This is a genomic window from Xenorhabdus anantnagensis (assembly GCF_028598555.1).
Classification (GTDB): Bacteria; Pseudomonadota; Gammaproteobacteria; order Enterobacterales; family Enterobacteriaceae; genus Xenorhabdus; species Xenorhabdus anantnagensis.
The window spans coordinates 395,037-409,088 of record NZ_JAQRFN010000001.1 but is presented as its reverse complement, the minus strand read 5'-3'; the positions used below and the strand labels follow the sequence as shown (position 1 = coordinate 409,088).

At 39.8% G+C, this 14,052-nt stretch carries 13 protein-coding genes and 5 pseudogenes; 12 read left to right on the top strand and 6 right to left on the bottom strand.

All coding sequences use genetic code 11. The features are described from left to right. Both PSI14_RS01645 and PSI14_RS01640 read left to right on the top strand, forming a co-directional pair. Positions 1–93: tail fiber assembly protein (locus PSI14_RS01645; RefSeq protein WP_273574106.1), on the top strand; the 93-nt coding region annotated here is incomplete at its 5' end. Positions 94–326: 233 nt separating this feature from the next. Next, a pseudogene (locus PSI14_RS01640) lies at positions 327–494 on the top strand (isocitrate/isopropylmalate family dehydrogenase); the annotation flags it as partial. 109 nt (positions 495–603) lie between these two features. On the opposite strand, the pseudogene PSI14_RS01635 reads toward PSI14_RS01640, so the two are convergent. After that, positions 604–930: pseudogene (locus PSI14_RS01635) on the bottom strand (tyrosine-type recombinase/integrase); the annotation flags it as partial. Continuing rightward, positions 905–1,243, bottom strand: a complete 339-nt coding sequence (locus PSI14_RS01630) for a hypothetical protein (protein ID WP_370688797.1) — start codon at positions 1,241–1,243, stop codon at positions 905–907. The gene PSI14_RS01630 and the pseudogene PSI14_RS01635, both read right to left, overlap by 26 nt. 7 nt (positions 1,244–1,250) lie before the next feature. On the opposite strand from PSI14_RS01630, the pseudogene PSI14_RS01625 reads away from it, so the two are divergent. The 3 genes and pseudogenes from PSI14_RS01625 to PSI14_RS01615 form a co-directional block, all read left to right on the top strand. Continuing rightward, positions 1,251–1,773: pseudogene (locus tag PSI14_RS01625) on the top strand (integrase core domain-containing protein); the annotation flags it as partial. Positions 1,774–1,787: 14 nt separating this feature from the next. Beyond that, a pseudogene (locus PSI14_RS01620) lies at positions 1,788–2,048 on the top strand (hypothetical protein); the annotation flags it as partial. Positions 2,049–2,202: 154 nt separating this feature from the next. Continuing rightward, entirely contained in the window at positions 2,203–2,883 is a 681-nt protein-coding gene (locus tag PSI14_RS01615; RefSeq protein WP_273574083.1) for a DUF7424 family protein, read from the top strand. A 101-nt stretch (positions 2,884–2,984) separates the two neighbouring features. On the opposite strand, the pseudogene PSI14_RS01610 reads toward PSI14_RS01615, so the two are convergent. Then, positions 2,985–3,458 (bottom strand): annotated as a pseudogene (locus PSI14_RS01610) (IS1 family transposase). Positions 3,459–3,864: 406 nt separating this feature from the next. Between PSI14_RS01610 and PSI14_RS01605 the strand changes: the two are divergent. From PSI14_RS01605 to prfH, 4 genes are all read left to right on the top strand, one after another. Then, positions 3,865–4,209, top strand: coding sequence for a hypothetical protein (locus PSI14_RS01605; protein ID WP_273574082.1), 345 nt, complete (start codon positions 3,865–3,867; stop codon positions 4,207–4,209). Between the two features lie 152 nt (positions 4,210–4,361). Continuing rightward, a complete protein-coding gene (locus PSI14_RS01600; protein WP_273574081.1) occupies positions 4,362–4,715 on the top strand; it encodes a putative signal transducing protein in 354 nt (117 codons plus the stop codon). Positions 4,716–5,032: 317 nt separating this feature from the next. Then, a complete protein-coding gene (locus tag PSI14_RS01595) occupies positions 5,033–6,154 on the top strand; it encodes an RNA ligase RtcB family protein (RefSeq protein ID WP_273574080.1) in 1,122 nt (373 codons plus the stop codon). After that, positions 6,151–6,768: a peptide chain release factor H gene (gene prfH, locus PSI14_RS01590; protein WP_273574079.1), complete on the top strand. Its 618-nt coding sequence runs from the start codon at positions 6,151–6,153 to the stop codon at positions 6,766–6,768. Before PSI14_RS01595 ends, prfH begins: the two co-directional genes overlap by 4 nt. A gap of 122 nt (positions 6,769–6,890) precedes the next feature. On the opposite strand, the gene PSI14_RS01585 is transcribed toward prfH, so the two are convergent. Continuing rightward, positions 6,891–7,262 carry a hypothetical protein gene (locus PSI14_RS01585; protein WP_273574078.1) on the bottom strand — a complete coding sequence of 124 codons (372 nt, stop codon included), beginning with the start codon at positions 7,260–7,262 and terminating at the stop codon, positions 6,891–6,893. Between the two features lie 163 nt (positions 7,263–7,425). Then, positions 7,426–7,905, bottom strand: a complete 480-nt coding sequence (locus PSI14_RS01580) for a PliI family lysozyme inhibitor of I-type lysozyme (protein ID WP_273574077.1) — start codon at positions 7,903–7,905, stop codon at positions 7,426–7,428. 1,310 nt (positions 7,906–9,215) lie between these two features. On the opposite strand from PSI14_RS01580, the gene PSI14_RS01575 reads away from it, so the two are divergent. After that, positions 9,216–10,670, top strand: a complete 1,455-nt coding sequence (locus tag PSI14_RS01575; protein ID WP_370688802.1) for an alanine/glycine:cation symporter family protein — start codon at positions 9,216–9,218, stop codon at positions 10,668–10,670. Between the two features lie 217 nt (positions 10,671–10,887). Then, entirely contained in the window at positions 10,888–11,718 is an 831-nt protein-coding gene (locus PSI14_RS01570; RefSeq protein ID WP_273574105.1) for an N-acetylmuramoyl-L-alanine amidase, read from the top strand. Between the two features lie 49 nt (positions 11,719–11,767). Here the strand turns inward: PSI14_RS01570 and PSI14_RS01565 are convergent, their stop codons facing one another. Continuing rightward, positions 11,768–12,154: a helix-turn-helix domain-containing protein gene (locus PSI14_RS01565; protein WP_273574104.1), complete on the bottom strand. Its 387-nt coding sequence runs from the start codon at positions 12,152–12,154 to the stop codon at positions 11,768–11,770. 508 nt (positions 12,155–12,662) lie between these two features. Between PSI14_RS01565 and PSI14_RS01560 the strand changes: the two genes are divergently transcribed. Beyond that, on the top strand, positions 12,663–14,027 hold the full coding sequence (locus PSI14_RS01560) for an amino acid permease (protein ID WP_273574075.1): 1,365 nt from the start codon (positions 12,663–12,665) through the stop codon (positions 14,025–14,027). Positions 14,028–14,052 lie beyond the last annotated feature (25 nt).

Sequence of the window (14,052 nt, the reverse complement as noted above, 5' to 3'; positions counted from 1 at the left end):
TCATTAACCGAATGGCGTAAATATCGGGTATTACTCAACCGGGTGGATTGCTCTACCGCACCTGATATCCAATGGCCTAAAGTGCCGGAGTAATTATGGGGAGTGCCCCTTATCCGCAAGCACCCGGTTAGACGTCCGCGTCCAGATGCCGGAAGATTCGGCGTGGAATGTGGGGCAGGGGTGAGATTGGGTACAGTTTGGTTATCAAAATCAATATAACATTTTGTAAAATCATTTAGTTACATGTGGGGTATTTGCAGCTCTTTTTAACTTTGAAATATGTATAAAATTGTTTATATTCAAATTGTTATATTGTATTTGACAATCTAATGTTGCGCCACATGGGATGGTTTGAAGCCGCAGATCTAATCATTAAGGGAATGGAAGGTGCAATCGCAGCTAAGACTGTCACTTACGATTTCGAACGTCTGATGGATGATGCTAAGCTTCTGAAATGTAGTGAGTTCGGTGATGCAATTATCTCTCATATGTAATTGATTGCTTAACTGAATAGATAACGGGGGCTTAATAGTTCCCGTTGTTTTTAGCGATGTAAAAATCCTTCTGCAAAACTCCCCTGTAAATCTGGTTAAAAATTGAACATTATTTCACTGCCAAAATAGTCCAATCTTTACCTCGATCATCGTGATATTTATCTGTCATTGCTTGGCTCTTATGTCCTAATAATGTTTTCGTATCGATTCTTTGTTCACGGTAGAGGCGTTCAGATAAAGACCTTTGCTCATGGAAACTAGGCGGAGTACCGTTCTCCTATTTGAGGTCTGTTTTATCACGTGTTTTTTGAAAGCTGGTGGTGATTGCATTCGCTGATATTTGACCGCCTCTTTTGGCTTGTGAAGTAGTATGGTGGTAATGGAGCATGTAAGGGCTTAATATTCTATCCCTACAGCGTGTTATTACATCTTGTAACTGGCGTTTTCGCTTTTGAGGTAAGATCAACCGCTTGCCACTCTCCCTGAGGGCTTTTAATTTTTGAGGAATGGTATCGGGACTTCGTCCTGAACACATCCTGTATCAGTTGTAACGCATTGATAAAGCTTATCCGAACCGGTTCAACACGATAGTCCTTTGCCAGCCGAACCAGATTGTAGGCAATCAATATGCCCCATAATTCCTGATAGATGCCTGCCCGTGTCTGGCTTCTCAGGAGGGCCGTATTGTTGAGTTGCCTTTGTTTCAGCTCACCATAACCTTCTTCGGTTACCCATCGTTCCCAGTACACGCTTAAGATGTCATTAGGCCGCTGGCGGGCCGGGAAGTTAATGGCGAAACCGGGGTTGGTCAGTCGCCAGCAGCCAAAACACCGTTATTGGCGTCAGGAACAGGAACATATTGGTATTCCTAACCACCTTGACCGCCAGTTCGCGGTCACTGAGCCCAAAAGCGTTAGAAATGGCATTTGAATCAAGGGGAAAGCTGAAATGTGTCATGTTTCACCGTGACCAAGGCAGCCACTATACCATCAAAGCCTTCAGGCGATTATGATGGCGTTACCGCATGAAACAAAGTCTGAGCCGTCGGGGAAAGTGTTGGGACAATAGCCCAATGAAACGCTTCTTCAGGAGCTTGAAAAGTGAATGGGTTCCTGAAGAAGGGTATTCAGATTCTAGAGAGGCTTTTAGCTCAATCACGACTTATATAACGACTTATTATAGCCAGCTTCGACCCCATTGGTATAACAATGGGGTGACACCCAACAAATCAGAACGATTATTTTGGGAAAACGCTAAGTCAGTGACCAATTTTTATTGACCACTTCAGTGAGTGATGGGCAGGAAATTTTGCTTAAGACTCAGACCCTGATTGATAACCATGTACCGGACGGGGAAGCGTTTATTCGTCTGGAGCTGAAAATGCTGAGGTATAACACCAGTTTTTTCGGGGCCGACGGGAGCCGCGGTTTCCTCCAATTCCTGCTGGACAAAATCAGCGGTTCACTCCCGTCGATTATCAAAACGCTGATGGGTTCTTTGCCGTCATCCTCAGTGCCGGATTCGCCAGCCTCACCGAACTCAAAATGTCGGTAGATTTGGAAGAGGCGTTCGACCTGTGGGAAATCGCCATCACCAACCGGTATAACGAGCGACTTGCAGCGTCACAAAAATAGTGAATTTTATGAATTTTCTGTGATTAAATATAATAACAGTATGGACACCCTTTAATGATATAAAGGTATTTAAAATGAAAAAATGGTTAGCGGTTGCAAGCTCAGCACTCATCCTTTCCGGCTGTAAAGTGGATGTTGAAACGAAAGTGAATACGGATGACCTCACAGCGGTTGAACATAAACTGGTTAAGGGAGATATTGATATTGAAGTGTCAGGGTGTAATGACTATGAAGACTCACGGAAAGAATCAAAGAACCTCATCGAATTAAAACAGAAAATCCCCACGATTTTTAAAAATGCCGAGTATGTGGAATGCTACCGCAAAAAATTTGATTCTTATGCACATTTTACCGTTCCTGTTGAAGTTGGGGCATATACAGAAGAGGGAGCTCAACTCGATGGTGCTAATTTTTATGTATATTCACATGAAGATGTCTTTGCCGGAGTGATGATTGATTCACATGTGCTTGAGAGAGTCAAAAAAGCAAAAAAAGATATCGGTAAACTTGATATCAAAATGAGCGTAATTGTTGAGAAAGGGGCAAAACAACTGCCAACACTTGTCAGTCTAGGAACGTATATGACAAGTTCGAAAATTAAAGATTACCCGATAGTACTTAGTCGAGTTGCGCTGGGTAAGGAAATGAAATTCAGATTATCAGATGTCTCCAATTCATCACTGTCTGAAGGGCAATTCATTCCAATTCTTGTCACACCTGACTATTTCGACTTCCTCCAGTCAGATACAAAATAGTTTGTTCTTGTTTTGAAGCAAGACAACACTGACCTCAATCACACAGCCGCAGCAATGCGGCTGTGTCGTTTTTCAGGTCATGAACCCAATGGTTAGATTTCTTATGAAATATAGTAGTTACGCTCAATGAACGTTCCTATTACTTTATCGTGAATCTCTTCGGATTTGGAATAACCTATCGTTTTTCAATTCAGCCTCTTTATCCGGATACGAAGAGTGAGATTAGTTCTCTCGATACGTTGGGTAAATTTCTTTCCAGTGAGGTGTTTTTCCTCAGGAAGGCAATCGTAAACGGCATAATCATCCGTACAGTAAAACCGGATATTAAAAGGCGATAGAAGCGCTAGCAATTTTTTCAGCGTTTTCCGGCTACGATCATCAAACACATGCGCCCCGATCTTTTTCATGTTCGGTTCCCAAGCATACCAGAACCCGCGCTGATTTTTCTTATTACCGATAAATGACCCTTGCTTGATAGGCATAGTTCAGTTGGAAGGTTTTAGTTGGAAGGTTTTACGGCAGGCATAGCAGTGATAACGGGGATGCCCAGTATGCCCTTTTCCATGCCCTTTCACCTATTCTGTTTTATGACAGTAACGACAAACCACATCAACCTTAGCCATGTCTCACCCATAATAAAAAGCAGGAAGTTTATCACAATATCTAACCATTGGGTTTATGACCCGGGGGCTTAATAGTTCCCATTATATTATTGTAGCTGACAAAACGGTTATCAAAATCTGTCAAATTCTGAGTCTTTCAAACAGTAATTTTTATCCAATCTTTACCACAATCATATCATCATGGTAATTGTTAGTTTTTCTCTGATTTATTGTTATTATCACGTCAAATTTTTGCACAAATTAGATTAACCTCTGGATGACATTAACAGCACATACTCCGGTGAGTACTTCATGTTGTATTTACCTAATTTGCCTATGTATATATACTATTGCCCCGATTTTATGGATTCAGAATTAAATGCTAAAAAAATTACTATTATTATCTACACTTGCTATGTCTGGTTGTGTATTCAATAAAATACCAACAGATAACTTAACATCACTCAGCGGTAATGAATTATGTTCGGCTCTTGGTGAATATTCAGATAATGGCAATACTACCCTCAGAATCTTAGATGAAATAACATCCAGAAAAGGTGCCATTGATATGGAAAAATGTCATGCACTTGAAATGTCAGCAAGAACAAGAGGCTCTAATTTTGGCGATCCTGGTGCCTGGGCTCGTGAGTCCAGCAGAATGGCAGAACAAACCAGAAGAGATATAGAAATATTTAAAAAATTACAGGAAATGGGCAAGATTTAGTTACTGAGCGAAGGCGCATTCATGTTCCAGTGCGCCTTGTCTCCAATCGATTGAAGAAAGTTAGAATAAGAGTGTAATAGTAGATTATACTGTTCAATAAATCATCTAACTATGGTGTGTTTATGTGGAACAGTCATCCTCAAAGAGGAAATATGAAGTTATTGGCAAATTTTCTATCGCCGATAGATGCCCACATTGTCTTGGGCAGAATGTTATCAGAAAATATTTATGCAGTTGTGATAGATGAAGATATTGTGTGGAATAACTATATGTATTCTCAGGCATTTGGTGGTGTCAAACTTCTTGTCCATCAGTCTGATATAGAACGTGCGAAAATGATACTTGCTGAAATTGAGGATAATAAGTTTTCATTAGATAAAGCAGAGCATAATCAGGATAATAAGAAAAAATTACCATCTCAATATCATTCTTCTGAGTTAATAAATACTTTTTTAGTACTTTTATTGTTTTTAATATTTGGCATAGCATTCCCATTAAAAAGCTGAAATTCATTCTTCTCTTTAATCTCATTGAAATTAAAAACAAAGATAATTAAATCCCTTTCGGACGGTTTAATTTAAATAAATTCAAACAAAATACTGGCAATGTTCATAAAACTTGAAGTATGATGCAGCGCCTGCAAAATGCAGCTATTCACTAAACCCACATTAACGACTGAAAAGGAGAAATTCACGATGATGACAATAACAATGACTCTTTTCAGGCCAGCCCGTAGCTAATTACTAAATTAGAATTTTCAGTATTGCTTGGCTAAGAAGGCCTGACCATACCTTTATTTTTTCATTGATCATAAGGTTGATCTATGGGCAATACTTTGCATTCAGCTGTGCCAAGCGTACAGCTTATCGTAGCAGAAAATACTTGGCTGGAAGGCAAGGCTATCCAGCAACTAGAAATAACAGCACAGCTTCCTGACATGGTTCGTGTCGTTGGTCTGCCGGATCTCCATCCTGGCAGAGGATACCCTGTCGGCGCTGCATTTTTCTCACAGTCACGTTTCTATCCGGCTCTTATCGGTAATGATATCGGTTGTGGTATGGCATTGTGGCGAACAGATCTGACATTGAGCAAATGGTCATTGGATAAGCTGGAAAAACGGCTCGGCTCCATTGATACTCCTTTAGACGCAGAAGATCTGCCAGACGATATCCCTGAACATTTTTGTTATTCACCGGGAACGATTGGTGGTGGAAATCATTTTGCTGAATTGCAGCAATTAGATGAAATTTATCAACCGGATATTCTTGAAACCTGGCAGTTGAGCAAACAACAACTTTTGTTATTAGTGCACAGTGGTTCACGCGGCATGGGACAAATGATCCTTGAACAACATGTTCGTGAACATGGGCACGGTGGATTGGTGGCATCCAGTCCACAGGCACGGAATTACTTTCAGCAGCACCAACAAGCGTTGGATTATGCTTGTTTTAACCGCCAGTTGATTGCAGAAAGAATGTTAAAACGTTGGCGAGTGAATGGAGAGCGTCTATTTGATGTTTCACATAATTTGCTTACCCAATGCACTGTCGACGGTACTACTGGATGGTTGCATCGTAAGGGAGCAACTCCCGCTGATGAAGGGCCGGTGATTATTCCGGGATCCCGTGGAGATTATAGCTATCTGGTTCAGCCTTTGAGCAGCGAAAGCAGTTTGTTTTCCCTTGCTCACGGTGCGGGACGGAAATGGATGCGTGGGGAATGTAAGGAGCGTTTGAGTGGGCGCTACAATGCTGTCCAACTTTCGCGTACAGCATTAGGTAGTCGTGTCATTTGCTTAGATAAGCAATTGATTTTCCAAGAAGCACCAGAAGCGTACAAACCTATCAGCGGTGTAATGGACGCAATGCTACAGGCTGGTTTGGTGAAATTGATAGCACGGTTGAAACCTGTTCTGACATATAAAACACGGGGAGGCAACGAATGATTTTGTTGCAAATTTCTTCGGCTCAAGGGCCTGATGAATGCACGCTCGCTGTCAAAAAAGCGTTAGAACGCTTGATTCAAGAAGCCACAAAATTAAATGTTATTGTGGATATTTTGGAAGAAGAACAGGGACAACATGCCGGTACATTACGTTCTGTATTAATTGTCATTCAGGGAGAAAAAGAGCAGCAACTGTTTAAACGTTGGAACGGCACTATCAAATGGATTTGCGAAAGCCCGTGGCGAGAAGGGGCAGGCCGTAAAAACTGGTTTATTGGTGTGACGCAATTTGATCCTATACAAGAAATGATGGAAAGCGACATTAGGTTTGAAACGTCAAAAGCTTCTGGGCCAGGTGGCCAACATGTCAATAAAACAGAGTCAGCGGTTAGAGTAGTACATATTGCTAGCGGAATTAGCGTTAAAGTGCAGTCTGAACGCAGCCAGCATGCTAATCGTCGACTCGCCCGTTTATTGTTGGGGCATAGGCTTCGGCAGTTGCAAAACATGCAGCAAGCACAGCTAAAAGCCGAACGACGTTTATTTCACCATCAGGTTGAAAGAGGAAATGCAGTGCGTACTTTTATTGGGATGAAATTTACGCCGCAAGATTAATATGTGTCCAGTAGCTGTCAAATCACAGCATGACAGTAATTAAATACTGTCAGTCATTGTAATTTGAGTTGGCAGAATTAATGAAGTAGAGCGACAACGTAAGTTAGTCGCTCTACAGGATCTTATTTTGTTCTCTCGGATAAAACATGCTTTGTTTGTGCATTGCATGCTTTGATAGATTTAACCAGCGATTCGTCAAAATGACGAGGGCTTGGGAAGACTTGTTTATTTTTTCTGATTTCTGAGACTGTTTGTTTGATAGATGCAATAAATTCATCTTTATTACTATTGATCTCTTTAAGATCAAATCCTTTGCTACTTAATTCCTTTAAGGCCTTTTGGGCTATCGCATCAGGGGAATCATGGGTTTTAAATGCTTCTACAGAGGCTTTCCCAAACAAGCTACAATAAGTTTCTGCAGTTTTATCTACATTAGCATGTGCGGCATATGAGAAGAGCGGGGCAAGGAAAATCGGCAATAAAAGACGTTTCATAATTTCCTCTTGATCGGCTATACCATTATTGGCTATACCATTATTGGCTATACCATAATAGTGGTGGCAACTGTAACTGAAATGACAACATTAACAATAGTACATAATTCAACGTTTGCGTTGAGTCTCAGTACATAGTGATTTTGATTGAGGAGGTGCTTATTTAATGTTTTTGCTCTATGCACGCCTCCCTTTTACATATCGTACGGAGTGACTTTATGGGATCATTATTTCCGTTTATGTGGATGCGTGTGAGAAGTTTGATATTTTTTGGGGTAATTTTGAGAGCATCAACTTCAAGGTAATTCCCTGAACCAGCAGTGAGTTTGGAGACAATGAGTTCTTTGGAACCATCGCCATTAATGTCAGCAAATGTAATCCTCGGATTTCCATTATCTTCAAGCACTGAACCATCACGTTTAAAGACAGCGCCAGTGACAAAGTCCGTAAGATCTTTATCCTTAAAAATAGCGATAGAATAGCTGCCAATTGATGCACTTTCCAGATCACCAGTCGACAGGACGGCAAATCGTTTATCAGGTAAGTTAATCAATTTCCCCTCTCTTGCTCCCGCCGGGGCTGATAGCAATAGCGTGATTAGAGTCGGAATGGCAATAGTCTTCAAGATGTTATTTATACGCATAAACAATGCTCCATCGTCTGCTATCTTGTTTTAACAAATGTATAGGTGAGATTTAAATCGTAGCACGAATTTGGGAAGAGCATATCCCCAGTGGAAAGAACAGTCCACTGCCTAAGTTAATATTACGATATAGTGCTGAACCCAAAAAACATTATTTTTTCTGATTGTTTTTTGTTGGGAAATGGTGGTTTTTAAGATACAAAACGAAATAATATTTTCTAATAATGGTTGTTTTTGTTGTGCTTACTGAACTTTATTCAGACATTAGTTATGTTGTTTGAATCAACGGGAGTTATAACTCCCGTTTTTTATTAACTTAAACATATAGTAAGCTCTACGTACTGTTTTTTGCTATTTTTTCCACAATCTTATTGTACTCTTTCCAAACAACGGATACTGGTGAGCTTAAACAGCAGATAGAGATTGAACCACCTGTTGCAGGATGATATTCATACTTTGATTTTCCTCTATAAACTCTCTTGGGCAGTATGTTGTCCGCAGGATTCTTTCTTTTTCGCTCTAACATCAATTATAACCTCACTTGCAGATTATCTGATGGCCAGATAGTGGATTATTAACATCTTACTAACCCGTTATTGTTGTTTCCTATTGTAAAAATAACAACTGAAAATTTTAATACGCGATGGTGGCTTTTTCCAACTATCACAGTATTAAAATTTAATAATCTCATTTGGAGAAAGATATTACTATATGTTTTCGTAAATATTAGAAATTTCAAGATTAAATTTTGTAATTCACCCACTTTTTATGATGAATTCGGTGATTACTACATTAGTGATATAGCAGAGCGTGATTATCTAAATTTGCTCTGTGTATTTTGTTTGAGTGACATCAACAACTTCCGATTAACACATTCTTTTCATATGGTTATTGTATTGGTATTGTTTTTCAAAAGTTTTATTTTTGTTGGTGGGATGTTTTGTGTTTTGGAGTTGGCTGTTAATTGATTTATGTCTATTGCTTATATATAAGAAGAAAATCAACCCGCAGTTCGTGTTCGTGAAATGCACTTAATCAGCTTAAAATAAGGAATAAAGCGTTTATGATGAATATATAACTATTTAATTTATCTAAAGTAAATGTAAAAATTTCATTAAAAGTTACACATTGAAATAGATATTGTGTTACATTCTTTCCGTTTTTACTGGCTAGTATCTCTGTGTTTTTGTATACAGAATTGTGTCATTTGTTAATTATAAAGGAAATTAAGCACAATAAAATTTCACCGGATACGGCATTATGGTCAGCTAATGTTTGCTAATTAGTAAGAGGAAAATATCTTGACGGATCTGATTAACTTCATTAACTTTATTAACAACATCCTTTGGGACTACGCACTAATATACCTGCTTCTTGCGGTTGGTCTTTACTTCACTCTGCGTTCTGGTTTTATACAGCTTCGTCATTTTGGTCATATGTTTTCAGTTCTGAAAAATAGTAATAAATCAGATAATTCTGGTATTTCATCTTTTCAGGCTTTATGTACCAGCCTTGCTGCTCGTGTAGGAACCGGTAACTTAGCAGGGGTTGCCATTGCAATTACCGCAGGTGGGCCAGGGGCTATTTTCTGGATGTGGGTAGTGGCATTTATTGGTATGGCAACTTCCTTTGTGGAAAGCTCGCTTGCCCAGTTGTACAAGACGAAAGACGATCAGGGGAATTATCGCGGTGGCCCGGCTTATTACATGGAAAAAGGGTTGAAGAAGCGATGGATGGGAGTACTGTTTTCATTCTTCCTTATTATCGCGTTTGGTCTTGTATTTAATGCTGTCCAAGCAAATTCAATTGCGGAAGCGGCTGCCTTTGCCTTCCATGTCAAACCATTTTATGTCGGTATTGTTTTAGTCATTATTAGTGGCACAATTATTTTCGGTGGGCTGCGTTCCATTGCCCGGGTAGCGGAATTGGTTGTACCGTTCATGGCTGGCGCTTATCTAATACTGGCATTTTGGGTTGTTGGTCACAATATTGAACGCATCCCAGCGGTATTTGCATTAATTATCAAGAGCGCCTTTGGCCTTCAGGAAGCGATAGCCGGAACATTAGGCTACGGCATCTCTCAGGCAATGACTCAGGGTGTTCAACGTGGGTTATTTTCGAATGAAGCAGGGATGGGATCTGCGCCGAATGCTGCGGCATCAGCTTCCCCATATCCACCACATCCAGCCTCTCAGGGTTATGTGCAGATGTTGGGTGTATTTATGGATACGATCGTTATCTGTAGTGCAACGGCCGTTATTATCCTTTCTTCCGGAATTCTCGATGATAATGTCACTGCTATCAGCGGAATTGAATTGACTCAGCGGGCATTGTCAACAGCTGTTGGGGATTGGGGAACGACATTTATTGCGATTGCCATTTTCTTCTTTGCTTTCACATCAATTATTGCCAACTATGCGTATGCTGAAAGCAACATGATATTCCTGGAGCGAAACCATACTGCTGGCTTATTTATTCTGCGGTTGGCCGCATTGGGTATGGTGATGTTTGGTGCATTGGCTGAAGTCCCTCTGGTTTGGAGTATGGCTAATCTATCAATGGCATGTATGGCTATTGTTAACTTGATTGCCATACTGATGTTGTCAGGCGTTGCAATAAAGCTGGCGAAGGATTATAACCGTCAGAGAAAATTAGGGCAGTTGCCAACATTTAATATCAATTCTTACCCAGAGATTCAACAGCAAGTTGAAAAAGGTATTTGGGATAATGACATATCGCATAATAGCGAGAAGGGTAATCGCTGATACTGGAATGCCGCTATAGAGGATATCAGTAACAGGGTATTACTCGCATCAGGTAAAACTTTATTAGCCAGCCATTCGTACGTTCCACGAATGGCTGGCTTTTATTTGTTCTTAAAAGCATGCTGATAAGCAAAAAAACATCACATCTATTTTAGTTTCATCTAGTATATAATCATCATAATGTTATCCTTTCCTGCAAAATAGCTGACCCAACATGATAAAACGATTAATGATATGTATGTTTATCACATTGTTGATTGGTTGTTCTTATTCCCCTGAACGAGAAGATAGAAATGGGTATATTGTTGACCACTCCTATCCTTATTCGACTAAGCAAGATATTGACTCAATTAGATTTCTTGTCCTCCATTATACTGCGTTGGATGATAAAAAATCTTTACGGGCATTAACGGGAGGTCGTGTTAGCATTCATTACCTTATTCCCTCGCAGCCGAAGTATGAGAATAAAGAGCCGATTGTTTTTCAATTGGTTTCAGAAAAGGAAAAAGCATGGCACGCGGGAAAGAGCGAGTGGAATGGATACCAAAACTTAAACCGTTATTCTATTGGTATTGAAATTGTTAATTGTGGATTTAAGCAAGAGTTTATTAAAAAAGAATGGTGTTTATATCATCCGTCACAAATTGATGCCGTTATCCGATTGGTAAAAGATATTATTCATAGGTATAAAATTAAAGCTGTTAATGTTGTGGGTCATAGCGACATAGCACCATTGAGAAAAAAAGATCCCGGGCCTGTTTTTCCGTGGCGTGAGCTTTACGAGCAAGGAATTGGTGCTTGGCCTGATGACGCAACAGTGAATAAATATTTGGCTGGTAGGGCACCTAATTTTCCTGTGTCAGTGATGGCGATCCAGAAAGCACTGGCCCTTTATGGCTATAGTATCCCTCAAACGGGGCTTTTGGATAACGCTTCTTATAGAACTATTCAAGCCTTTCAGATGCATTTTCGTCCGTCAGACATTAGCGGTATCCCCGATGCAGAAACGGAAGCGATCGCTTTGGCATTAATCGAAAAATACCAATAATGATTCGGGAATAGCGGCCTTGGAAAATGGCCGCTGATGATACCGAGCTTCATGGCTCGCAGTTGTAAGTGAGATGTAATGGAACTTTAACTTCAAGTTCAATATCTGTACTTTGGCGAAAATCGTGAGGCGTAATGCCATATTCTTTACGGAACATATAGGTGAAATGGGATTGAGAGCCAAAGCCGAAATCCAAAGCAATATCAAAAATAGGCAAGGAACTATTTTTCAGCAGAAAAACAGCGCCAGCCAAGCGTCGTTGGCGGATGTACTTCCCAAGAGATATGCCGGTAACTTCCTTGAATATTTTCTGCATGTGCCAAAGTGAATAGCCAGAGTAAGCAGCAAGCTCTTCAAGATGAATGACACGGCCAAGATGGTTTTCAATCCATTTACTCAGTGCGCATACAAGTGCTAAGTGGTTATCTTGTGCCATTACAATTTTAAACTGGTTGAAGGTTGAGGAAGTATACACAACTTCTTTTCAAGATGACAAAATCGATTATTATAGGGGTACAATGACTGGATAAAAATTTTAACACGCTATCATCACCCTATCATATGATAACTCGTCATAATATTTTATTTTAAAGTTAACAACAATGGAATAATCATAAGGTGGTCTAATTGAACACTAAATAAGTTTTTTTAACTCTGTGCTCAATATTGATTAACATACATTTACGGTATTCATTCTTTGTAAATGATGTTTTAATATCCACCTGATACGAATTAACACACTCAATATTGCGTGAAATTAGTATATAACTCAATCACTACAATATGTTGAGGGAATCATGTTGAGGAAATTTGGATTCGACAAATTTTGCATAAGTTGGGAAAGGTAGGAAAATGTCTGGTTCAATTCAGATTTAACGATTTAAAACAATAAATTAAATAGCTTTTAATGAGACGGGTTCTAAACATCGTAAAAAGAGGACTAGATGGCGGAACAACAAGAACAACAATCAACGCTTAAGCGTGGTTTAAAGAACAGGCATATTCAACTTATTGCCCTTGGTGGCGCAGTAGGAACCGGGTTATTTCTGGGTATTGCCCAAACCATCAAAATGGCAGGGCCTTCGGTACTCCTTGGGTATGCAATTGGTGGGTTTATTGCATTTTTGATTATGCGCCAATTAGGTGAGATGGTTGTTGAGGAACCTGTAGCGGGATCATTTAGCCACTTTGCTTATAAATATTGGGGAAATTTTGCCGGTTTCCTATCAGGTTGGAATTACTGGGCAATGTTTATTTTGGTTGGAATGGCTGAGTTAACGGCTGTTGGTATATATATCCAATATTGGTGGCCGGAAGTTCCAACATGGGTTTCTGCTGCAATATTCTTTGTACTGATCAATCTTGTCAACCTAATTAATGTTCGGTTATATGGCGAAACTGAATTTTGGTTCTCTCTTATTAAAGTCAGTGCGATCATTGGGATGATTATCTTTGGGAGCTATTTACTGATTAGCGGTAATGGTGGCTCACAGGCAAGCATCACCAACTTATGGCAGTATGGCGGTTTTATGCCAAATGGAATTTCTGGCTTGGTTATGGCGATGGCTGTGATCATGTTTTCATTTGGTGGTTTGGAAACCGTGGGCATTACAGCAGCAGAAGCAGAAAATCCTGAAAAAAATATCCCAAGAGCAACTAACCAAGTTGTTTATCGAATCTTATTGTTTTATATCGGTTCATTGGCTATTTTGCTGTCGCTGTATCCATGGGCGAATGTGGTAGAAGGTGGTAGCCCATTTGTTTTGATCTTTCGTAATCTGGATAGCTTCTGGGTAGCGAATGTTCTGAATGTGGTAGTACTAACTGCGGCATTATCTGTTTATAACAGTGGTGTGTATTGTAATAGTCGAATGTTGTATGGTTTGGCTAAACAAGGTAATGCCCCTCGCATACTTACAAAAGTTAACAAACGTAGTGTGCCGGTCTTGTCTATTGGCTTATCCGCGCTGGCAACATCGATTGGAGTATTGGTTAACTATGTGATGCCTGGTAAAGCATTTGAATTGTTAATGGCATTAGTGGTAACTACTCTGGTCATTAACTGGATTATGATTTGTTTTGCTCACCTGAAATTCCGTGCAGCCAAGAATAAAGAAGGTATCAAAACGAAGTTTCAGGCACTGTGGTATCCATTTGGGAACTATCTGTGTTTGGCATTTTTGGCGTTCATTCTTATCATTATTCTAATGATGCCACCAATTCGTATTTCGGTTATCTTAATGCCGTTTTGGATTGCTGTCTTATGGGGCGGATTCTTAATCGCTCAATCAAAGAAAACTAAGAAATAAGCAGACTGATTGTTAATCCATTCAG